Origin of the sequence: Streptomyces sp. NPDC085944 (assembly GCF_040686295.1) — a bacterium.
Lineage (GTDB): Bacteria > Actinomycetota > Actinomycetes > Streptomycetales > Streptomycetaceae > Streptomyces > Streptomyces salinarius.
This window is the reverse complement of sequence record NZ_JBFBJX010000002.1, coordinates 424,292-445,702: the sequence shown is the minus strand read 5'-3', so window position 1 is coordinate 445,702 and position 21,411 is coordinate 424,292. Positions and strand designations below refer to the sequence as shown.

Annotated in this window: 20 protein-coding genes; 8 read left to right on the top strand and 12 right to left on the bottom strand. The window is 72.4% G+C overall.

Annotation, left to right across the window (positions count from 1 at the left end):
- Positions 1-85: 85 nt before the first annotated feature.
- The 3 genes from AB0P07_RS05785 to AB0P07_RS05775 are packed head-to-tail and all read right to left on the bottom strand — an operon-like array spanning position 86 to position 3,723.
- A complete protein-coding gene (locus AB0P07_RS05785; protein WP_365545595.1) occupies positions 86-2,383 on the bottom strand; it encodes a tetratricopeptide repeat protein in 2,298 nt (765 codons plus the stop codon).
- Between the two features lie 20 nt (positions 2,384-2,403).
- A complete protein-coding gene (locus AB0P07_RS05780; RefSeq protein WP_365545592.1) occupies positions 2,404-3,306 on the bottom strand; it encodes an oxygenase MpaB family protein in 903 nt (300 codons plus the stop codon).
- 39 nt (positions 3,307-3,345) lie between these two features.
- Complete coding sequence (locus AB0P07_RS05775) at positions 3,346-3,723, bottom strand: four-helix bundle copper-binding protein (RefSeq protein ID WP_164413903.1); 378 nt, start codon at positions 3,721-3,723, stop codon at positions 3,346-3,348.
- A 155-nt stretch (positions 3,724-3,878) separates the two neighbouring features.
- Between AB0P07_RS05775 and AB0P07_RS05770 the strand changes: the two genes are divergently transcribed.
- From AB0P07_RS05770 to AB0P07_RS05755, 4 genes are read left to right on the top strand one after another with little or no spacing between them, the layout of a single operon-like run.
- Positions 3,879-4,283, top strand: a complete 405-nt coding sequence (locus AB0P07_RS05770) for a ChaB family protein (RefSeq protein ID WP_365545588.1) — start codon at positions 3,879-3,881, stop codon at positions 4,281-4,283.
- 37 nt (positions 4,284-4,320) lie between these two features.
- Positions 4,321-4,677, top strand: coding sequence for a DUF6479 family protein (locus AB0P07_RS05765; RefSeq protein ID WP_365545585.1), 357 nt, complete (start codon positions 4,321-4,323; stop codon positions 4,675-4,677).
- Between the two features lie 36 nt (positions 4,678-4,713).
- The gene (locus AB0P07_RS05760) at positions 4,714-5,064 is read left to right on the top strand and encodes a hypothetical protein (protein WP_365545582.1); all 351 of its coding nucleotides are present in this window, start codon (positions 4,714-4,716) and stop codon (positions 5,062-5,064) included.
- Positions 5,065-5,111: 47 nt separating this feature from the next.
- Positions 5,112-6,785 carry a ubiquinol-cytochrome c reductase cytochrome b subunit gene (locus tag AB0P07_RS05755; protein ID WP_365545877.1) on the top strand — a complete coding sequence of 558 codons (1,674 nt, stop codon included), beginning with the start codon at positions 5,112-5,114 and terminating at the stop codon, positions 6,783-6,785.
- Here the strand turns inward: AB0P07_RS05755 and AB0P07_RS05750 are convergent.
- The 5 genes from AB0P07_RS05750 to AB0P07_RS05730 all read right to left on the bottom strand — a co-directional run bounded on the left by AB0P07_RS05750 (position 6,761) and on the right by AB0P07_RS05730 (position 11,937).
- Positions 6,761-7,171, bottom strand: a complete 411-nt coding sequence (locus AB0P07_RS05750) for a cytochrome c oxidase subunit 4 (protein ID WP_365545579.1) — start codon at positions 7,169-7,171, stop codon at positions 6,761-6,763. The two genes, AB0P07_RS05755 and AB0P07_RS05750, sit on opposite strands and share 25 nt — an antisense overlap.
- A complete protein-coding gene (gene ctaD / locus AB0P07_RS05745; RefSeq protein ID WP_365545572.1) occupies positions 7,168-8,889 on the bottom strand; it encodes a cytochrome c oxidase subunit I in 1,722 nt (573 codons plus the stop codon). The genes AB0P07_RS05750 and ctaD overlap by 4 nt, the downstream gene beginning before the upstream one ends.
- Before the next feature lie 68 nt (positions 8,890-8,957).
- Complete coding sequence (locus AB0P07_RS05740; protein WP_365545569.1) at positions 8,958-9,671, bottom strand: hypothetical protein; 714 nt, start codon at positions 9,669-9,671, stop codon at positions 8,958-8,960.
- Positions 9,668-11,236: a HAMP domain-containing sensor histidine kinase gene (locus AB0P07_RS05735; RefSeq protein ID WP_365545566.1), complete on the bottom strand. Its 1,569-nt coding sequence runs from the start codon at positions 11,234-11,236 to the stop codon at positions 9,668-9,670. Before AB0P07_RS05735 ends, AB0P07_RS05740 begins: the two co-directional genes overlap by 4 nt.
- Positions 11,237-11,247: 11 nt before the next feature.
- Positions 11,248-11,937, bottom strand: coding sequence for a response regulator transcription factor (locus tag AB0P07_RS05730; protein ID WP_102928517.1), 690 nt, complete (start codon positions 11,935-11,937; stop codon positions 11,248-11,250).
- Between the two features lie 113 nt (positions 11,938-12,050).
- Between AB0P07_RS05730 and AB0P07_RS05725 the strand changes: the two genes are divergently transcribed.
- A complete protein-coding gene (locus AB0P07_RS05725; RefSeq protein ID WP_365545562.1) occupies positions 12,051-12,977 on the top strand; it encodes a DUF3152 domain-containing protein in 927 nt (308 codons plus the stop codon).
- A 4-nt stretch (positions 12,978-12,981) separates the two neighbouring features.
- Here the strand turns inward: AB0P07_RS05725 and AB0P07_RS05720 are convergent, their stop codons facing one another.
- The 3 genes from AB0P07_RS05720 to AB0P07_RS05710 all read right to left on the bottom strand — a co-directional run bounded on the left by AB0P07_RS05720 (position 12,982) and on the right by AB0P07_RS05710 (position 15,313).
- Complete coding sequence (locus tag AB0P07_RS05720) at positions 12,982-14,007, bottom strand: SPFH domain-containing protein (RefSeq protein WP_365545559.1); 1,026 nt, start codon at positions 14,005-14,007, stop codon at positions 12,982-12,984.
- 2 nt (positions 14,008-14,009) lie between these two features.
- Positions 14,010-14,441, bottom strand: a complete 432-nt coding sequence (locus tag AB0P07_RS05715; RefSeq protein ID WP_365545556.1) for an NfeD family protein — start codon at positions 14,439-14,441, stop codon at positions 14,010-14,012.
- A gap of 149 nt (positions 14,442-14,590) precedes the next feature.
- Positions 14,591-15,313 carry a lytic polysaccharide monooxygenase gene (locus AB0P07_RS05710; protein ID WP_365545553.1) on the bottom strand — a complete coding sequence of 241 codons (723 nt, stop codon included), beginning with the start codon at positions 15,311-15,313 and terminating at the stop codon, positions 14,591-14,593.
- 311 nt (positions 15,314-15,624) lie between these two features.
- Here AB0P07_RS05710 and AB0P07_RS05705 point away from each other — a divergent pair, with 311 nt between their 5' ends.
- From AB0P07_RS05705 to AB0P07_RS05695, 3 genes are all read left to right on the top strand, one after another.
- Positions 15,625-16,080: a DoxX family protein gene (locus AB0P07_RS05705; protein WP_365545550.1), complete on the top strand. Its 456-nt coding sequence runs from the start codon at positions 15,625-15,627 to the stop codon at positions 16,078-16,080.
- 239 nt (positions 16,081-16,319) lie between these two features.
- A complete protein-coding gene (locus AB0P07_RS05700; RefSeq protein ID WP_365545547.1) occupies positions 16,320-17,498 on the top strand; it encodes a type III polyketide synthase in 1,179 nt (392 codons plus the stop codon).
- Positions 17,499-17,682: 184 nt separating this feature from the next.
- Positions 17,683-19,842 (top strand): SpoIIE family protein phosphatase, encoded by a 2,160-nt coding sequence (locus AB0P07_RS05695; RefSeq protein ID WP_365545544.1) that lies wholly within the window; start codon positions 17,683-17,685, stop codon positions 19,840-19,842.
- Between the two features lie 48 nt (positions 19,843-19,890).
- Here AB0P07_RS05695 and lpdA read toward each other — a convergent pair whose 3' ends face one another.
- On the bottom strand, positions 19,891-21,303 hold the full coding sequence (lpdA, locus tag AB0P07_RS05690) for a dihydrolipoyl dehydrogenase (RefSeq protein WP_365545540.1): 1,413 nt from the start codon (positions 21,301-21,303) through the stop codon (positions 19,891-19,893).
- Positions 21,304-21,411: the final 108 nt, after the last annotated feature.

Below are 21,411 nucleotides of genomic sequence, written 5' to 3'. Positions count from 1 at the left end.
GGTAACACGGGCCCGTCGGGGGCGGCCAGCCCGCCGCCGGTCACCGTCCGGAGCCTGGGCCGGCGTCCTGGGCCGGCGTTCCGCCTCAGTGCGCCGCCGCGCCGCGCAGTCCCGCGACCCTGCGGTACAGCTCCGTGGCCTCGGCGCCGCGGCCGAGCTGTTCCAGGCAGTGGGCCTCGTCGTCGCGGGCGACGAGGGTGTCGGGGTGGTCGGGGCCGAGGGCGCGTTCGCGGGCCGCAGCGACCAGGCGGTACTCGGTGAGGGCGGCGGACCAGCGGCCCAGCCAGCCCAGGGCGACGGCGACCTCGCGGCGGCTGACCAGGGTGTCCGGGTGGTCGGGGCCGAGGACCCGGTCACGGATCGCGCGGACCTCGCGGGCCTCGGCGAGGGCCTCCCCCCAGCGGCCCAGCCTGCCGAGGTTGACGCCCAGGCCGTGCCGGGCGCGCAGGGTCTCGGGGTGCTCGCCGCCCTGGGCGCGCGTCCGGTCGTCGATCAGCCCCGCGTACACGGTCAGCGCTTCGGCGCAGCGGCCGAGGCGGCCCAGGGCGATGCCGGTCTCGTAGCGGGCGGCGAGGGTGTCGGGATGGTCCGGGCCGAGCGCTCTCGCGCGGGCGGCGGCGACCTCGCGGTAGGTCGCCAGGGCGTCCTGCCAGCGGCCCAGCCGCCCGAGTTCGTAGGCGACCTCGTAGCGGGTGACGAGGGTGTCGGGATGCTCGGGGCCGAGCACGCGGGCCCGGGCCGCGGCCACCTCGCGGGCCGTCCGGTGGGCTTCCTCGGTACGGCCGAGCCGCCCGAGGTTGAAGGCCAGGTTGTGCCGGCAGCGCAGGGTGTCGGGATGGTCGGGGCCCATCGTCCGTTCACGGGCGGTCAGGACCGACGCGTACACCTGGTGGGCGTCGGCGTACCGGCCCAGCCGGCCCAGGGTGTAGGCCATCTCCTGGCGGACGGCGAGGGTGTCGGCGTGGTCGGCTCCCAGCATCCGGATCCGCGCCTCGGCGACGCCCTTGTACGCGCGCAGCGCGTCGGCGGCGCGACCGGTGCGGCCGAGGACGAAGGCGGCCTCGTAACGGCTGGCGAGCGTGTCGGGGTGGTCGGGGCCGAGCAGGCGCTCGCGTTCGGCGGCGACCGCGCGGTGCACCTCGCCCGCCTCCGCCCAGCGGCCGAGCCGGCCCAGGCTCAGCCCCGCCCTGTGCCGTCCCGCCAGCCTGACGACGGCCTCGGGCGCCGGGGTCGGCCGTCCGGCCGGGACGGGTCCGGCGGGCCGGTCCCCGGCGGTCCGCCCTCCGGCGCCACGGTTCACGGAGGCCGAGGTCTCGGCGGTCCGGTCATCGGCCGCCGGGCCGAGGGCGGGACGCGGGATCCACGCGCCGGACAGGCCCGCCGCGGGGTCCGGGGGCGTGGCGCGCGGGCCGGTGCCGGTCGCCTTGGGGCCGGTGGTCATGGAGCGGGTCCAGGACGGCAGTGCGGCGCGGCGGCCCCCGGCCGGCTCACGCGCCGGCGTCCGGGACGTCGGCAAAGCGACGGGCGCAGGTCCCGCCCGGCCCGTACCGATCCGGCGGGCCAGTTCACGGGCGTCGTCCGGACGCTGCTCGGGCCGTTTGGCCAGCAGGTCCAGGATGATCCGGTCCAGGTAGGCGGGTAGTTCGGCACGGCGGGTGCGGGGTGGTGCGGGCTCGGTGTCGCGGTGGCCGACGAGGATCGCCCAGGCGTCGTCGAGGTCGAAGGGCGGGGCGCCGGTGGCGATCTCGTAGAGCACGCAGCCCAGGGAGTACAGGTCGCTGCGCCGGTCGACCTCCTCGCCGCCGATCTGTTCGGGCGACATGTAGTGCGGGGTGCCCATGGCGATGCCGGTGCCGGTGAGCCGGGCGGTGAACCCGGCGTCGTGACCGAGCCGGGCGATGCCGAAGTCGCAGATCTTCACGGTGCCGTCGGCGGTCCGCACGATGTTCGCGGGTTTGAGGTCGCGGTGGACGATGCCCTGATCGTGGGTGTAGGCGAGCGCGGCGGCGACCTGTTCGGCGATGTCGACGACGTCGGGGACCGGCAGTGGGTGGCCCTTGTTGTCCTCCAGGAGCCGGCTCAGGTCGTGCCCCTCCAGCAGCTCCATGACCAGGAAGAGCACGCCGTCCCACTCGCCGAAGTCGTGGACGACGGTCACCCCCCGGTGCTGGAGCGCGGCGGCCACCCGCGCCTCGCGCCGGAACCGCTCCCGCAGGACGCGGGTGAAGGAGTGGTCGTGCTGCGTGCCGAGTGGTTTGAGGCACTTGACGGCTATGCGACGGCCCAGTGACTCGTCCCGTGCCCGCCACACCTCGCCCATGCCGCCGCGCCCGATCCTCTCGAACAGCCGGTACCGGCCCTGGATCAGCGTGCTGTCCCCCATGACTTCGCCGCCCCCGTGGTTCAGTCCGCCGCGCCCTCCCCTGGCGGGTCCAGTATGGCCGCTTGTCGTCCGATTTTGTATGGCGCCGGGCGGGCGGCCGGGCCGAGCCGGTCCATGGCCCGCAGGATGTGCTTGGGCGGCAGTTGCCAGCGCAGCCGGGCGGGGATCGCGCGCAGCACGGTGCCGGTGGCGCGGAGCCGGCGGGTGACGGTGGCGGGCGCGGGCGCCGGCCGGCCGTAGAGCTCGTGCGCGTACGGCGGCAGGGAGTCGTACGCGAGACGGGCGAGGCGCCGCCACAGCAGTTCGCGGGCCGGGAACAGGAGGGGGTGCGTGGGCGGGCGGCGCAGGAAGTCGTCGACCTCGTGTGCCTCGGGCCCGGCGGCCAGCTCGGGCCGGACGCGCGCGAAGTAGGCGGCCAGCTCGGCGCGGTTCGCGGGTACGGAACCGGGGTCCAGGCCGACGAGGCGGGCGCTGTGCCGGTGTTCGGCGAGGTAGCGGTCGGCGTGGGCGGCGGTGAGCGGGAAGCCGGAGCGGCCGAGGACGTGCAGGTAGGAGCCGATCTCGGCGCAGTGCACCCACAGCAGCAGGGCGGGTTCGTCGACGCCGTAGCGCTCGCCCGTGCCGGGGTCGGTGGCACCGAGCATGCGGTGGATCTTCCGTACCCGGGCGCCGGCCCGCTCGGCGGCCTCGGTGGTGCCGTACGTGGTGGTGCCGACGAAGCCCGCGGTGCGCATGAGGCGGCCCCAGGCGTCGCGCCGGAAGTCGCTGTTCTGCATCACGCCGCGCACGGCGCGCGGGTGCAGCGCCTGGAGGTAGAGGGCGCGGACGCCGGCCACCCACATCATCGGATCGCCGTGCGCCTGCCAGGTCACGGAGTCCGGGCCGAAGAGCCCCGGATCGCCGCCGGTCCGCGTCGCCGCCATACGGGCAGGCTAACGCGGCGCGGGTGCCGCTCCCAGGCCTCAGCGCAGGGTGGCCAGGAACTCTCCGCAGGCGCGGGCGCAGTCGCGGCAGGCCTTCGCGCTCTCCTCGGCGCCCGGATGGCCGTCGAAGACGTGGGCGCTCTCCAGGCACACCTGGCGGCACCACTCCAGCTGGTCGCGGATGGCGGCCTCGTCCACCTGGTTCTGTTCGGACAGCACCCGGCAGGTCGCGTCGCAGACCTCCGCGCACATGATGCCCTTGCGCCGCACGAGCTCCTGGTTCTCGGTCCCGTCCGGATCCACGAGGCTCGCCCGCAGGGCGCAGGCCCGGGCGCACTCGGTGCACGCCTGCGCACACGCGAAGCGGTCCTCGAGGAAGCGGAACAGTTCCTGCTGGGAAGTCGTCGTCGATGTCACACCGGGCGGGTTGCCGCAGGCGGCGGTGCCAAACCGCCGGACCCGTCGGCACCGGGGGCTCCGGGCCGTTTTCCGGGCGGGTCGCAGGGGACCCGTGGACCGCCCCCGCGACCGGTGGGGGCGACGCGACCGAAGACGCACGGAGGTGCACGGACATGCCGGGACGACAGGAACTGCCGTCGACCCTGGAGCGCTCCCCGCAGGAGGCCCGGCGCACCTGGATCAAGGCCCACGACTCCGCCGTCGAGGAGTACGGCGAGGGCGAGCGGGCCCACCGGGTGGCGTACGGGGCGCTCAAGCACAAGTTCGAGAAGGTGGGCGACCACTGGGAGCGCAAGGAGGGCGGCCGCAAGGGCCCCTCCGACCCCCAGTCGGATCGGCCCCGCGGACGGGGCGGGCGCAGCGGCGAGGGCGTCGACGAGAAGGCCTCGAAGGAGCACCTGTACGGCGTCGCCCGGCGCCTGGGTGTCGAGGGCCGGTCGAGGATGTCGAAGGCGGACCTGCTCGAGGCGATCAGGAAGGCCAACCGTTCGCGGACGCGGGCGTCGCGGTCGGGGTGAGCGGGTTGCTGCCGGGGGCCGGGGGTACCCGCGCTCCATGACCAACGCATGGATGGACCTGGCCGCGGGCTCCGGCGGTTTCCCCGTCTGGCTGATCGTCGCGGCCGTCGTGGTGGTGGGTGTGCTGATCGGCGCGTTCGCGTTCGGCAGCCGCCAAAAGCGCCGCGAGCCTGCGCCGCCGACGGCCGAGGAGCAGCCCCGCCTGCCCGACGAGGGACCGGTCCACGAGACGCGGGAGCGTCGGGAACCGAACGAGATGCCGCGCAGTGACGCACGCACGCTGCCGCACGAACTCGGGCACCAGGGCAGCCGTACCGCATCCGATCAGCAACGGCCCCGCTGGGACGAGGGCAGCAGCGGTTCCTTCGGCAGCGGCGGCCCGGGCGCACGCTGACCCGCGCAAGATGTCGTACAGAGGAAAGTGAGAACCATGGCGGACCCCGCTCGCAACGACCTGCCGTTGCCCGACTACGACCATCTGCCGATCGGCGGGCTGGAGAGCCGGATCCGGACACTGGGCGCCGACGAGGTGGAGGACCTGCTGGCCTACGAGCGGTCGCACGCCGACCGGGTGCCGGCCACGGAGGTGCTGTCGACCCGTCTGGAGCAGTTGCGCTCCGGTGCCGAGCCCTCCTCCGGCGACCCGGGCGCCGTACGGCCCGAGCAGGGCGAAGGCCGTACGGGCTCCCCGGTGTCGCCCGCGACCTCTCCGCAGCCGTCCTCCCCGCCCCCGCACGGCACCCCGGACCAGCGGGGCAAGCCGAAGGGTGACCGAACCTAGCCGGGGCGTAGTTTCCGGCACGGGGCTCGGGGAACCCATGCGCCGTGCTGTTGTTGCAGAGGAGAAGGGCCCGCGCCGGTGCGCGGGCCCGTCACGCGGCCGAACACACCGTCAACTGGGCCGACCGGCGGCTCCCCGTCTCCGAGGGCGGGGGGCTGCTGCGCAAGGCCTTCCCCGAGCACTGGTCGTTCCTGCTGGGCGAGATCGCCCTGTACAGCTTCGTCGTGCTGCTGCTGACCGGGGTCTGGCTGACGCTCTTCTTCAAGCCCTCGATGACGGAGGTCGTCTACGACGGCTCGTACGAGCCCCTGCTGGGGGTGAGCATGTCGGAGGCCTACCGCTCGACGGTGGACATCAGTTTCGACGTGCGCGGCGGGCTGTTGATCCGGCAGGTGCACCACTGGGCGGCGCTGGTGTTCCTGTCCGCCATCGGGGTGCATCTGCTGCGTATTTTCTTCACCGGGGCGTTCCGCCGGCCGCGTGAGGTCAACTGGCTGATCGGTGTCACGCTGTTCATGCTGGCCCTCGTCGAGGGCTTCGCGGGCTACTCCCTGCCCGACGATCTGCTGTCCGGGACGGGGCTGCGCATCGCGCAGGGCGTCATGCTGTCCATCCCTGTCGTGGGGACGTACATCAGCATGTTCGTGTTCGGCGGCCAGTACCCCGGCGAGGACATCGTGCCGCGGCTGTACTCGTTGCACATCCTGCTGCTGCCCGGGCTGCTGCTGGCGCTGGTCACGCTCCATCTGATCCTGGTGTTCTACCTCAAGCACACCCAGTGGGCGGGCCGCGGGCGCACCAACCGCAACGCGGTGGGCAAGCCCTTGTTCCCGCAGTTCATGACGAACTCCTCCGGCCTGTTCTTCATGGTCTTCGGCGTTCTGACGGTGCTGGCGGCGGTGGCGCAGATCAATCCGATCTGGACGTACGGCCCCTACCGCCCCGACCTCGTCTCCACGGGCTCGCAGCCGGACTGGTACGTCGGGTTCCTGGAGGGTTCGCTGCGGATGATGCCGCCGTTCGAGACGGTGGTGGCGGGACACACCGTCATGTGGAACGTCCTGGTGCCCGCGGTGCTGCTGCCGGGCGCCCTGTTCGTGGTGCTGTACGCCTACCCGTTCTTCGAGCGCTGGGTGACCGGCGACCACGAGGAGCACCATCTGTGCGACCGGCCCCGGGACAAGCCCGTGCGGACCGGGCTGGGCGTCGCCGCGATCGTCTTCTACGCGGTGCTGCTGCTGGCAGGCGGCAACGACATCCTCGCCCGCACGTTCGACATCTCGCTGAACCTGCTGACCTGGATCTTCCGGGTCTCCCTCGTGGTGGCGCCGGTGCTTGCGTTCGTCGCGACCAAGCGGATCTGCCTGGCGCTGCAGGAGCACGACCGCGAGCGTCTGACCGAGGGCGAGGAGACGGGCGAGGTGCATCAGACCCTCGCCGGCGGCTACGCCGAGCGTCACGGCCCCCTCAATCCCGAGGAGCGCCACGTGCTGCGGTCCCGTCGGGAGCCCGAGCCGCTCGCGCCGTCGCCGAAGGAGGGCGACGCACCGCACGTGGGACGGCTGCGGGCGACGCTCAGCGGGTGGTACTACGACGACCGGGTCGACGTCGAGGAGGAGCCCGAGCCGGGTCGGGAGCGCGGGCGGGAGTCGGCGCTCGAAGCCGGGCGCGGGGCGGCGGCCTCCGAACCCGAGACCTACTCGGGCGAGTCGGAGCGCTGAACGCCCCGACCGGCGTACTGGAAGAGCATGCCGCAGACCCCCATGGCGAGCAGGCCGAAGCCGATCAGCGCCAGCCACAGGCCGAAGACGATGCCGGAGGCGAGCACCACGGCGGCCAGCGCGATCGTGATCGGCCAGGGGCTGTGCGGCGGGAAGAAGTCGAGCGGGCCCGCGGTGTCGACGACCTCGCCCTCACCGCGGTCCTGCGCCCGCAGGCCCCGCTTGCGGTACTGCGCGCGCAGGAAGAACGCGATGAGCGAGGCCATCAGGAAGGCGATGACGAGCGCGGCCGTGCCGGCGAGCTCGCGCGACCACCAGCCGTAGAGGGCTGCTTCGCCGCCGAAGAAGACCGCCACACCGGCGAAGAGACGGAATTCGGTCCTCACTGCACATGCCTCTGGTCGTGTCGGGTGATGTCGGGGTGGTGGAGGTCGAACGCCGGGGACTCGGAGCGGATCCGGGGCAGCGACGTGAAGTTGTGGCGCGGCGGCGGGCTGCTGGTGGCCCATTCGAGGGAACGGCCGTAGCCCCACGGGTCGTCCTGCTCGACCCTTTTCCCGTACTGGTGGGTGCGCCACACGTTGTACAGGAACGGCAGCGTGGACAGGCCGAGGAGGAAGGCGCCGATGGAGCTGATGGTGTTGAGCGTGGTGAAGCCGTCCGCGGCCAGGTAGTCGGCGTAGCGGCGCGGCATGCCCTGCTCGCCGAGCCAGTGCTGGACGAGGAACGTGGTCTGGAAACCGACGAAGAGCGTCCAGAAGTGGATCTTCCCGATGCGTTCGTCGAGCATTTTTCCGGTCAGCTTGGGCCACCAGAAGTAGAAGCCGGCGAACATCGCGAAGACGACGGTTCCGAACAGCACGTAGTGCAGGTGCGCGACGATGAAGTACGAGTCCGTCAGGTGGAAGTCCAGTGGCGGCGAGGCGATGAGGACGCCGCTCATGCCGCCGAGCAGGAAGGTCACCAGGAAGCCGCAGGCCCACAGCATGGGTGTCTCGAAGGACAGTGAGCCGTGCGTCATCGTGCCGATCCAGTTGAAGAACTTCACCCCGGTCGGCACGGCGATGAGGAACGACATGAGGGAGAAGAAGGGGAGCAGCACGGCGCCCGTGGCGAACATGTGGTGGGCCCACACCACCGCCGAGAGGAAGGTGATGGCGATGGTGGCGCCGACCAGGCTGACGTAGCCGAAGACGGGCTTGCGGCTGAAGACCGGGATGATCTCGGTGACGATGCCGAAGAACGGCAGCGCGACGATGTACACCTCGGGATGGCCGAAGAACCAGAACAGGTGCTGCCACAGCAGCGCCCCGCCGTTGGCCGCGTCGAAGACGTGCGCGCCGAACTTCCGGTCGGCCTCGAGCATCAGCAGCGCGGCGGTGAGCACGGGAAAGGCGATCAGCACCAGGATCGACGTGAACAGGATGTTCCAGGTGAAGATCGGCATCCGGAACATGGTCATGCCCGGGGCGCGCAGGCAGATGATGGTGGTGATGAAGTTGACGGCGCTGAGCGTGGTCGACACACCGCTCACCACCAGGCCCATGGTCCACAGGTCGCCGCCCGGGCCCGGGCTGAAGGTCGCGCCGTTCAGCGGCGCGTAGGCGAACCAGCCGAACGAGGCCGCGCCCCCGGGCGTCAGGAAGCCCGCCACCACCATCAGGCCGCCGAACAGGTACATCCAGTACGACAGCGCGTTCAGCCGGGGCAGAGCCAGGTCGGGAGCGCCGATCTGCAGGGGCATGATGGCGTTGGTGAAGCCGGCGAACAGCGGGGTCGCGAACAGCAGCATCATGATGGTGCCGTGCACGGTGAACAGCTGGTTGTACTGCTGAGTGCTGAACAACTGCAGGCCCGGGCGGGCGAGTTCACTGCGCATCAGCATGGCCAGGACGCCGGCGAAGACGAAGAAGCCGAACGACGTCGCCAAGTAGAGATGGCCGATCACCTTGTGATCGGTCGTGGTCGCCCACCGCGCCAGTGCCCGCCCGAGCGTGCGGTTCGTCCGCTGCCGAGCCGGTGTCCGGCGCGGCGGCCCGGTCCTTCTGTCCACCGCCATGCCGCGGAGAGTACCCAGGGGTCCTGGGCTCAGACGTACGACCACGCCGTGGTCCACGCCGGGCGTCCGGCGGATGGGCCACCCGGCGCCCGCGGAGGCTGCTCCGCGGGTCGTCAGCCGCCGGTTCCGCCGACGCCTTTGCCGGTCCCGGGGGGTACGGCGGCTTCCGGGGCGGCGGCGGTCCCGGCCGAACCGGCGGGCTCGCGGGGCGCGCCGGACGGGCAGTCGTCGCTGGAGCGGCCGGCGAGTCGGCCGCCGGGCTGCTCGACGGTCACCTGTGCGCTTCCCAGCGCCGGGTCCTGCCGCAGCCGGGCGACGGCGACCGTGCAGGCCAGTTGGTCGACGGCCGTGTCGCTGAGGCTCGCGGCGGTCCGCGGCAGCTGGACGTTGACCACCGTGCCGTCGGTGCGGATGGTGGGGGCCACGGCCGCGGGCGGCAGCTCCGTCGTCAGCCCCCTGCGCCGCTCCCGGGCGTCCGGTCCCTTGAACAGCATGAGAACGGTGCTGCCGAGGTCGGTCGTGCCCGCCACGGTGCGGGAGACCGCCGTCAGGGCGCCGTCCTCGACGAAGTAGAGCGGGACCTTGACGAGGGGCACCGCTTCGGGCGCGCTCTTCGACGGCGCGGCCGTGACGCCCGGCTGCAGGACTCCGGTCGCGGGTTCGCCCGCCTCGACCACTCCGGTCTCCGGGATGCCGCAGGCGGAGAGCGGGAGCAGCGCGGCGAGCAGGACGGGGAGCGCGCGCCGGGCGCTTCGGCCGGCCCCGCCGCCGGGCGGCTGCGGGGCCGGGGCGGTGACGACCGCACCTGACCGAGCCGACGCCTTCATGTCCGTACCTCCGTCACCGAGTCCACCTGCACGCCGGGGTCCGACGCCTTCTTCGACTTCGGCTTCCCGTGCGAGCCCGGGCCCAGGACGGGGTGCGTGGCGGGGGTGTCCGTGTTGTCCGGGTGCAGGGGAAGGACGACCGTGAAGACGGCGCCGCCGTCCGGGTGGTTGGCGGCGTGGACGGTGCCGTCGTGCAGGCATACGTTCTCCGCGGCGATGGCCAGCCCGAGGCCGCTGCCCTCGCTCCGGGCGCGGGCGTCGGCCGACTTGTAGAAGCGGTCGAAGACATGGGGCAGGACGCTCTCGGGGATGCCGTCCCCGCCGTCGCGAACCGTGACGACCGCCTGCCGCCCGGCGCCCGGGTCGTCCTGGACACGGAGGCCCAGGCGGACCGGGGGCGCGCCATGTCTCAGGGCGTTGGCGACGAGGTTCGCCACGATCACGTCGAGGCGACGCGGGTCGACCCGGCCGCGCAGCTCCCCCGGTCCCGGCAGACCGGTCTCCACGGTGTCCTGCCAGCCGCGGGAGGCGAGCGTGCGTCGCAGCGACTCGGCGAGGTCGATCTCGTCCAGGTGCAGTGCGGCCGCCCCCGCGTCGAACCGGGAGATCTCCATCAGGTCGTCCACCAGGGCAGCCAGCTTCGTGGTCTCGGTGCTGATCAGGCGCACGGCCGTCGCGGTGTCGTCGTCCAGGCCCGCCGCGTCCTCGTCGAGCACGTCCGTGACCGCCGACATCGCCGCCAGCGGGGTGCGCAGTTCGTGGGAGACGTCCGCGGCGAAGCGCCGGGCGCCGGCCTCCATGCGCCGCAGTTCCGCCACCGAGCCCTCCAGCGCCGCGGCGGTTTCGTTGAAGGTGCGGGAAAGATCCGCGAGTTCGTCGGAGCCCTGCACGGCGAGCCGGGTGTCCAGGCGGCCCTCGGCGATGCTGCGGGTCGCCCGGCGCAGCGCCCGCACCGGCCGCAGGACGCCGCGAGCGGCGAGGAGCGCGATCAGGACGGCCAGGATCAGGGCCGGCACGGTGGCGCGTTCGATGGCGGCGACCAACGCGTCGACGTAGCCCTGCTCTTCCTGCTGCGGCACCGTGAGGTAGACCTCCAGCCCGGAGGCCGGCCGCTCGGTGGTGTACTCGCCGGCGAAGGTGACGGGCATGCCGACCACCAGTGAGGAGTCGCCGTCATGGGACACGCGCTGGAACACGGTGGCCCGGCGGGAGCTCACGGACTCGCGCATCGCCGGGGACAGCTCGCCGAACGAGTCCCCGGGGACGGAGGTCGCGCGCGTGTCCCGGTAGGCGACCAGCACCCGCCACGGCTGGGACCGCCCGCCCCTGGAGACGTCGTCGGCGAACGCCTGCAGGTCGGCCGGTTCGGGCGGGAACCGGTAGTTGGGGACGAGGGTGTTGACACGGTGCCGGAAGTCCTCGATCACCGTGTCCTGGCTCTGCTGCAGCACCCCGGTCCGCGCCTCGCGGAAGGTCAGCGCGCCGGTGGTCACCGTGGCCACGACGGCGACGAGGGTGAAGGCCACCACCAGCCGCAGGCGCAGCCCCACCAGTGCCCGCAACACCCGCGGAACCCTCACCGGGGGCCGAACCGGTAGCCGAAGCCGCGCACGGTGTGGACGTAGCGCGGACTGCCCGGGGGTTCGCCGATCTTGGACCGCAGCCGCTTGACGCAGGCGTCCACCAGTCGCGCGTCCCCGTGGTAGTTGTGCTCCCACACGGCCTCCAGGAGCTGCTGGCGGCTGAACACCTGACCGGCGGAGGCGGACAGGGTGAGCAGCAGCCGCAGTTCGGAGGGGCCGAGGGCGACCGGCCGTCCCTGGTGGGTGACGGTCAGTCCGGCGCGGTCGATGACCAGGTCGCCGTGGTGCTCGGTGCGCGGGGTGCCCTGGTCGTCCGAGGCGCTGCCCACCCGACGGAGCACGGCGCGTATGCGTGCGTCCAGTACGCGGCCGCGGACCGGTTTGACCACGTAGTCGTCGGCTCCGGACTCCAGCCCGACCACGATGTCGGTGTCGTCGCCGCGGGCGGTGGCCATGATGATCGGCAGCTGGTCGTGGGCGCGGATGCGACGGCACACCTCCAGGCCGGACATGCCCGGCAGCATCAGATCGAGGACCACGGCCTCGGGCCGGAACGTCCGGAGCTGTTCCAGACCGTCCTCGCCCGTCGCGGCGGCGGCGACCTCGTGCCCCTGCCGGCGCAGGGCCAGGAGCAGGCCGTCCCGGACCGCGCGGTCGTCTTCGATGATCAGGACCCGTGGCATGGACCTCAGTATGCGCGTGCGCGGGCGCGAGTCCGCGTGCGGGTGACGGCTGTTACACAGCGGTCCAAAAGGCGTCCCCGCACGATCACACGCCCGCGGCACGCTTTGTGATCATGAACGAGCGCCGTCGACCGACTCCCCCACCGTCCTCCGCCGCGGGCCGCCGACGCCGCGGCGGCCGTGCCCGTCGCCGAGGGGGCGGCCGGCCCCGCCTGCTGTGGCCGGGACTCGCGGCCGGGGCCGTCCTGGTGCTCGCCGGTGGTCTGGCGCTCAAGGGGGGCACGGAATCCACCGGCCACTCCACCGGCTCGGCCGGTGCGTCCTCGGTAACGGAGACCGGTGGGACGGAAACGGCGCGGAAGGACGCCCCCACGCCCGAGCCGGAGAAGCCGGAGAAGGGGGACGCAGGGAAGAAGGACGCCGACGCGGGTGGCGAGGAGGGGTCGGGCGAGAAGCCGGACCCCGACTCGATACCGTCGTCCGGACCCGGTACCTTCGCCACCGCCGACGGCGGCGGCGACCGGGTCGGCGGCAGCGCGCGGACGCTGACCTATGTGGTGCAGGTCGAGGACGGCATCGGCATCCCGGCGCGGGAGGTCGCCTCCGAGGTCGAGCGTGTCCTCGCCGACGAACGGGGCTGGACGGCCGACGGGAAGGTGGGCTTCCGGCGGGTGGCGGACGGCTCGTCCGACTTCCGGGTGCGGCTCGCCACGGCGGGCACGGTGGACGACGTATGCGGCCGGTACGGCCTGGACACCGGCGGCGAGGTCAACTGCAACGTGGGCCAGGACGTCATGGTCAATCTCAAGCGGTGGCTGCTGGCGACGCAGTACTACGCGGACGACGTGACGTCGTACCGGGCGCTGATCATCAACCACGAGGTCGGGCACTTCCTCGGCCACGGCCACGAGGGCTGCCCCGGCGCGGGGCGCCCGGCGCCGGTGATGATGCAGCAGATCAAGGGCCTGCACGGCTGCCGGACCAATGTCTGGCCCTACGACGCCGACGGCCGGCCGATCACGGGGCCGGCCGTCGGCTGAGTGCTCACGCGGCGTGGCCCTCGGGGGGCACGCCGTTGGCCCTGGCCGCGTCGGCGAGCGCCTGGGCAGCGGCCTCCGCGGCCTGTGCCGTGTCGCTGGCCGCCTGGGCGGCCCCGTCGTCCGACGGGTGCTCCCGGGTGGCCGGCGACTGCGGCAGCGCCTCGGTGAAGGCCCGGGACACTCCCTGGAGCGCGGAGGTGACCTCGCTGGGGATGACCCAGAAGGTACTGCCCGAGCCCTGCGCCAGCTGGGGCAGCACCTGGAGGTACTGGTAGGCCAGCAGTTTGGGGTCCGGGTCGTTGCGGTGAACGGCCTGGAAGACCTCGTCGATGGCCCGGGACTGGCCCTCGGCCTTGAGGATCTCGGCGGTGCGGTTGCCCTCGGCGCGCAGGACGGCGGCCTGCTTGTCGCCCTCGGCGGTGAGGATCTGCGACTGGCGCTGCCCTTCGGCGCCCAGGATCGCGGCCCGCTTGTCCCGCTCGGCCCGCATCTGCTTCTGCATGGCGTCCTTGATGGTCTGCGGCGGGTCGATCGCCTTGATCTCCACCCGGTTCACCCGCAGTCCCCACTTGCCGGTGGCCTCGTCGAGCACACCGCGCAACTGGCTGTTGATGGTGTCGCGCGAGGTGAGGGTCTTCTCCAGGTCCATGGATCCCACGACGTTGCGCAGGGTGGTGACGGTGAGCTGCTCGACGGCCTGGAGGAAGTTCGCGATCTCGTAGAAGGCCGCGCGCGGGTCCGTGACCTGGAAGTACAGCACGGTGTCGATCTCGACGACGAGGTTGTCCTCGGTGATGACCGGCTGCGGTTTGAAGGAGACGACCTGTTCGCGCAGGTCGATCACCGGATAGACGCGGTCGATGTACGGGATGACCACGTTGAGTCCGGGTTTCAGGGTGCGGTGGTAGCGGCCGAGCCGTTCGACGTTGCGGGCCCGGGCCTGTGGCACGATGCGCACCGCCCGCACCACGGTGAAAACGGCGAGAAGCGCGACGATCACACCGGCGATGAGGAACGCCGAGGCTTCCATGGTCACTCCCGGGGATAGACGAATGCGGTGGTGCCGCTGATCTCCAGAACGTCGACGGTCGCGCCCCGGGGAATCACCAGCGTCTCGTCGTAGGAACGGGCCGTCCATTCCTCACCGCCGATTCGGACCCGGCCCTCCATTCCCGTCACGTCGGAAACGACGTAGGCGGCCTGGCCGACCAGGGCGTCCACCCCGAACCGCTCGGTCTGGGGCTGGTGGAGGTGGCGCACCGCGACGGGGCGCAGGAAGAGGAGGGTGACCGCGGAGACGACCGTGAACACCAGGAACTGGAAGGGCGTGGAAAGGCCGACCGCCGCGGACGCGGAGGTGATCAGCGCGGCCACTCCGAGCATTCCGAGTGCGGCGGTCAGGGTGAAGATCTCCGCCACGATCAGAACGGCGGAAACGATCAACCAGATCAGCCACGGATCCATTGCGACCCCCTTTCCGCTTTGAATTTATTTTACTGGCTTTCGGGGAAAGCGGACCCGTTCGGCACCGCGGATCGCCGGTGCGCCGCCGGTGGGCCGGCACGCGCCTCGGTCGGCGCGCGCCGCCCCACCGCGGACACGTGGCCGGACGGTCAGGGGGCCGCGCAGGCTCCGAGGTCCTCCCAGACACCCCACTCACCGGTGGTACCGGGCTCCTCGCCGGTCACCCACCACTTGGCGCGCCAGGTGTGGCCGCCGTAGGAGACGGTGTCGCCGCCGCCGTAGACGCTGCCGGCGTTCCACAGCGGCGCGTCGCAGGCGCCCGGGTCGCCGTCTCCGCCGCCGTCGCCCCCACCGGTGCCGCCGATGTTGACGTCGATGCAGGAGTAGAACGCGTTGCCGGTGTCCGCCACGTTCCAGACGGCCAGTACCTTCTGGCGGCCGGTGAGGCCGCCGAAGTTCACCTGGTGGCTCACGTCCGGGGCGGGCTGGGCACCGTGGCCGTCGAATTCGGCGATCTTCTGATTGCCGATGAAGTACTGCCAGTTGGCGGTGGCGTGCCGCGCCGTGTGGTGCCAGGTGAAGGTGTGCGTCGTGCCGACCGGGGTGACGCGCCAGCCCTTGCTGTCGTCGTCGAGCTCGGCGAACTGGCTGTTTCCGCCGCTGCAGCTCTTCAGGCCCTTGGGGCCCTCGACGCTCTGGGGCTCGTACTTGATCTGGCCGCAGTCGACGATCCCCGCGGCGCACTGGTCCTGCCGGCTGCCGGGCGAGGTCACCCACCCGTGGGCGTTGGCGGTGCTCGCCGGAAGGCTGACGGCGAGCAGCGGAGCGACCAGCGCCCCGACCGCGAAAGCCACCCGTCTCTTGGTGCGCATCTCGTGCCCCTTTCGAATGCTGGTCTAGACCTGACAAGTTCAGGTCTAGACCATAGCGGGGAAGCCGGTGCGGTCAAGGGTCTGCGCAGCATCAACCGATGGCCGGTGCTGGACACTTGGCGCGACGCCCGCCGGCCGCAAGTCGTGGCGCTATTGGTCTAGACAAGGCTTGCCGCGATGGTTAAGAGTCGAATGGGCCGCGCGTCTCCCCCTCCCTCGGGACGCCGTCGGGCCCTGCCCCCGTGCTGCGCACCATCCCCACCGGCCGCCCGCTTCGCCCGCGGTCGTTGCGCCAGAGAGGAGCACCACCGTTGGAAGCGTTGGAGAAACGCAGGGAGTACGTGATCGCGCTCTTCCGCATCGTCGTAGGCCTGCTGTTCGCCTGCCACGGAGCCGCCACCCTGTTCGACGTCCTGGGCGGTCCGCACGGAGTCGCCCCCGACTTCGCCGCGTGGCCCGGCTGGTGGGCCGCCGTGGTGCAACTCGTCGGCGGCACACTGGTCCTGTGCGGCCTCGCGACCCGCGCCGCGGCCATCCTGTGCTCCGGATCCATGGCGTACGCCTACTTCGTCGAGCACCAGCCCGACGGACTCTTCCCCATCGAGAACGGCGGGGAGGCCGCGGCGATGTTCTGCTGGTCCTTCCTCCTGGTAGCCGCCGTCGGACCGGGCCGCTGGAGCCTGGCCTCCCGCCTCCGCCCCCGCCGGCGGGACGACGACCGGCCGGTCACCGGGTCGCTGCCCACGGACACGCCGACGTCCGCCTGAGTCGCCACTTGACGGCGCACACGCCGAGCCGCACCTCGGCGTGTGCGCCGTCTCACGTATCCCGAAGCCACCCACGTTGCGTGGGTCACTGCGCAAATGCCCCTTTCGCCCCCATGCTCGAAGGAGCAGGGGCCGCTCGCAGCCACCCGAAGTGGTGTGCTCCGGCGTCGACTTGGTCGCCGACCTGCCCGAGCGTGCGCCGCCCCCTTCCCTCGCAGCTCCGAAGAAAGGTGCCGATCGTGGCCGCATACCTGTGCGCTCCCGCCGTGATACACGGCGAGCACTCCGTGAGGACCGAAGAGATCGTGGCGGAAGTGCACGGCCGGCACCCGGACGCGGCCTGGGCGCCGCGCGTCGACGGCATCGCGGCCAGTACGGGCATCGAGACCCGCGGCTGGATGCTGCCCCTGGAGGCCGCCGTCGCGCCCGGCAGGGGGAGCGGTCCGGGGTCCGCCGGTCCCGCCCGGGAGGCGCTGATCCGCGAGGGGTTCACCGAGCAGGACGCCGACCGTGCGATCGCCGCTCTCGATGCCGTGCCCGCACCGCAGACCGTGCAGGAGCGCACCGCCCCGGCCTGGGAGGCCGTGCAGTCCTACGGGGAGCGGGCGGCGCGCGGGGCCCTGCAGATCGCCGGGCTGGACGTCGCGGACGTCGACTGCCTGATCACCAGCAACTCCACCACCCCGGCGCTGCCCGGACTGGACGTCGCCCTGGCCAACCGGCTTCCGCTGCGCGGCGACGCCATGCTGCTGCCCGCCACGCAGTGGGCCTGCGTGGCCGGGACCCGTTCCCTGGCGCTGGCGGCGGACCTGGTGGCGGCGGATCCCGACCGGGTGGTCCTGGTCGTGATCTCCGAGGCGCTGAGTACGACCTACCAGCCCGCGGACGACACCCTGGAGTCCCTGATCGTCCGGCTGCTGTTCGCGGACACCGCGGTCGCCGCGGTGGTCACGGGCCGCCCGAGGCCCGAGTCGGTGCTCCGGCTGGACGCCTCCTGGCACCACACCCTGCCGGGCACGCAGGACCTGCACCGCCTGGAGACGCGGGCGGACGGCACCCACTTCGTGATGGACCGGCGCGGGCCGCGGGCGGTGCAGGACACGGTCACCGCGATGTGGGAGTGGCTCCGCGTCCGCTACGAGGACGACCCCGCCGCCTGGCACCCCGACGTGCTGCTCGCGCACCCCGGCGGCACCCGGGTGCTGGAGTACATGGAGCAGACGATGCCCGCCGCGTGGCCGTCGGGACTCCTGCGGTACAGCCGGGACAGCTACACCACCGGCAACCGCGGGGGCGCCGCCGTCTTCGACATCCTGCGCCGGGCGCACGACGCCGGGCAGAAGGCGGGCAGCCGCGCCGTGCTGTACGCGGCGGCGCCCGGCCTGACGGCCACCGCCCTGGAAGGGGAGTGGCTGTAAGGGGGCGACGGTCGAGGCTCGCTCCGTCACTGTCGGTGTTCGCCGTGCGTTCGCTGGTGTGGGCGAAGCGTCCGCCGGTGTTATTGAATGGGGTGTGCGGTCGGGGTACTCGGGGCCCTTCCGCACGGGTTCGGGTACGGCCCCGGCACTGTGCCGGGGTGGGCGAGCGAGCTGAGGGAGCCGCATGGACTCCACACCCCCCTCTTCGTCCTCGTCGTCGTTCAACCTGGTCAGCAGCGCCCTGGGGCGCTACATCCCGCGTGGCCAGGCGGCGGGGTCCGACCCCGCCGGGTCGAAGGCCGACCACGCCGGGCAACCGCCGGAGCACGATCTTCCGGCAACGGGCCCCCAGGAGCAGATCCTCGGTGCGGTCAATCTCGACCGGGAGCTGAGAGTCACCCACCGCAATCTCGATGCCCCGGTCTTCGCGGGACTGGACGCCGCGATCGGGAGTCCGTTCGTCGATCTGCTGCCGCAGGGCGACGTGCCGACGGTCACCCGACGGTTGCGGCAGGTCCTGGAGACCGGTGAGGCGCACGTCGCCCGGGTGCAGCGGCTGCGGCGGGCGGACGGGTCGGAGCTGGTGGTCTCGATGAGCATCCTGCCCGCGGCGGCTCCGCAGGAGGGCCTGACCGTCTCCATGATCGCCATGGCCAGAAGGCTGCACCTGTACGCCGCCGAGACCGCGATCGGCACGTCGCTGGACATCGGCGAGACCGCGCAGTCGCTCGCGGAGTCCCTGCTGGCCTGGGGAGACGTGGCGGCCATCGATCTCGACTTCGCCGTGTGGACGGGCGAGGGGGTCACCGAGCGGGCGCAGGGCCGCATCCGGCTGCGGCGGGCGGCCCTGGTGCCGGACCGGGCGTGGCCGGAGGGCTACGTCACCCTGGGCGAGGACCTTCCCAGCGACGCCAGTCGTCTGCTGGCGCAGGCGATACGGCGTGCCGACGCCCCGCAGTCCATCGTCATTCCCGGCCGTGAGGCGATCGAGCGCGTACTGGGAAGCCCGCGGCTGGTACGTGCCCTGGTGCCCGGGGAGCGTTCGGCGGGGGTGGCGTGCGTACCGCTGGTCCTGGAAGGCGATCCGCCGGTCGTCCTGGGCGTGGCGGAGGTCTGGCGGCGGGCGGACCGTCCCTTCGCCGACAGCGAGCTGCTCGACCTGCAGGAACTGGTGGCCAGGACCTCCCATCACGTGGACCTGGCCCGCCAGCACCAGCGCGAGCACACGCAGGTGCTGGCCCTGCAGCGCCGGCTGCTGCCGAGGTCCGGCGGCAGCACCGTCCAGACCGCCAGCGTCTACCAGCCCACCACACCCGACAGCGCGGGCGTCGGCGGTGACTGGGTGAACAGCTTCCCGCTGCCGGACGGACGTACCGCGCTGGTGGTCGGTGACGTCGTCGGCCACGGGCTGGGAGCCGCCGCGACCATGGGCCAGTTGAGCATGGAGGCCCGCGCGCTGCTGTCCGCGGGACTCGCGCCCGACGAGGTGCTGGAGCACCTGGACGAGACCGTGACGCTGCTGGACGACGCGGAGTCCGGGCTGGCGGCCGGCTACAGCGCCCTCGGGTCGACCTGCTGCATCGCGGTCTACGACCCGGTCAGCCACCGGTTGGCGTTGTCCAACGCGGGCCACCTCCCCCCGATCCTGGTGGCGCCGGACGGAGGCGCCGGTCCGCTCGCGGTCCACCCGCATCCCGGTCTGGGCGCCGAGTTCGCCCTGCGGGAGCCGTTCGGCGTGCACACGTTCGCGGCGCCCCCGGGCTCTCTGCTGGCCCTGTACACCGACGGCCTGGTCGAGGACCCGGCCGTGCCGATCGACGAGGGCATCGGCAGGCTGACGCGGGCCGTGGCCGCGCTGCACCCGTGGGACGCGCTGCCGCAGGCCGCACGGCGGGTGGTCGCCGAGGTGATGCCGGAGCGCCGGCGCGACGACGTGACCCTGCTGCTCGCGCGCCTGATCGGCTACCGCAAGGGGGACACGACGACCTGGCGGCTGCCGGCCCGCGAGGACGCGGCCGCGCGGGCCCGGGCGCTGGTCTTTGCGCTGCTGCGGCAGTGGCGCACCCGGGAAGGCACCCGGGACAGTGTGCTGCTCCTGGTCAGCGAGCTGGTCACCAACGCGGTCCGGCACGCGGGCGGGCCCATCACCGTACGGCTGATCAGGGCCGGTCCCGGTCTGCTGTGCGAGGTCGGCGACACCGGCAACGGCAGGCCTCGGCTGGGCCGGGCCGGGCTCCTCGACGACGGTGGCCGCGGCCTGCACGTGGTGCACCGGCTCACCAGCCGGTGGGGGGTGCGCTGGACGGAGACCGGCAAAGTGGTCTGGGCGGAGGTCGTACGGTGACGCTCCCGCCCGAACCGCGCGTCCGAGGGGGGCGCTCGCTCGTCCGCCCTACATGTTGATCATGTGCCCGGCGAGCCCGTGCACCGCCTCCTTGACGGCCTCGCCGAGTGTCGGGTGCGCGTGGACGTTGCGGGCCACCTCGTGCACCGTGAGGTCCCACTGCTGGGCGAGGGTCAGTTCGGGCAGCAGTTCGGTGACGTCCGGGCCGATCAGGTGGCCGCCGAGGAGTTCGCCGTACGTGGCGTCGCTGATCAGCTTCACGAAGCCGGTCGTGTCGCCCAGGCCGTGCGCCTTGCCGTTCGCGGTGAACGGGAACTTGGCGACCTTGACGTCGTAGCCCTTCTCGCGGGCCTGCGCCTCGGTGTAGCCGAAGCTGGCGATCTGGGGCTGGCAGTAGGTGGCGCGCGGGATCATCGCGTAGTCCAGCTCCATGGTCTCGGCGCCCGCGAGGGTCTCGGCGGCGATCACGCCCATCGCCTCGGCGGCGTGCGCGAGCATCAGCTTCGCGGTGACGTCTCCGATGGCGAAGATGTGCGGGACCGAGGTGCGGCAGCGCCCGTCGACGTCGATCGCGCCGCGCTCGGTGACACTCACGCCGGTGTTCTCCAGGCCGTAGCCGGCGGTGTTCGGCGCGAAGCCGATCGCCTGGAGGACCTTGTCGGCCTCGATGACCTGTTGCGCCCCGTCCTTGCCGGTGACCGTGACGCGGACCCCAGGGCCCGATTCGTCGATCGACTCGACGCGGGTCGAGGTGAGCACGTCGATGCCCGCCCTGCGGTACTGCCTGGCCAGTTCGGCGGAGACCTCGGCGTCCTCCAGGGGGGCGACGCGGTCCAGGAACTCGACGACGGTGACCTTCACGCCGTAGTTGTTCAGCACGTAGGCGAACTCGATGCCGATGGCCCCGGCGCCCGCGATCACGACGGACTGCGGCAGGTCGTCTGAGAGGATCTGCTCCTCGTACGTCACCACCCTGGAGCTGCGGCGGGTGCCGGGCAGCAGCTTGGGGGTCGCGCCGGTGGCGATGACGCAGTGGTCGAAGCCGACGGTGCGGACGGTGCCGTCGGGTGCGGCCACCTGGAGCGTGTGCGGATCGAGGAAGGTGCCACGGCCGTCGATCTCGGTGATGTTGTTCTTCTTCATCAGGTAGTGGACGCCCTTGACCCGGCCGTCCGCGACCTTGCGGCTGCGCCGGAAGGCCTCCCCGTAATCGAAGGAGACGGTGCCCTCGACCCTGAGTCCGAAGGTCTTCGCCTCCCGGGTGAAGATGTGCGCGAGCTCGGCGTTGCGCAGCAGAGCCTTGGTGGGGATGCAGCCCACGTTCAGGCAGACGCCTCCCCAGTACTTCTCCTCGATCACCGCGACGCTCTTGCCGAGCTGCGCCGCCCGGACGGCGGCGACGTAGCCGCCGGGTCCCGCCCCGAGTACGACGACGTCGAAGTGCTCACCCTGCTGGTTCATCGATGGTTCCTCTCTGCCGGACGACCCTGCGGATCGGCACGCTAGCGGACTCGGTCGAAGCGCAGCCCCGGCTCACTGCTTTCGAAGCCGACCGGCCGACACGCGCGG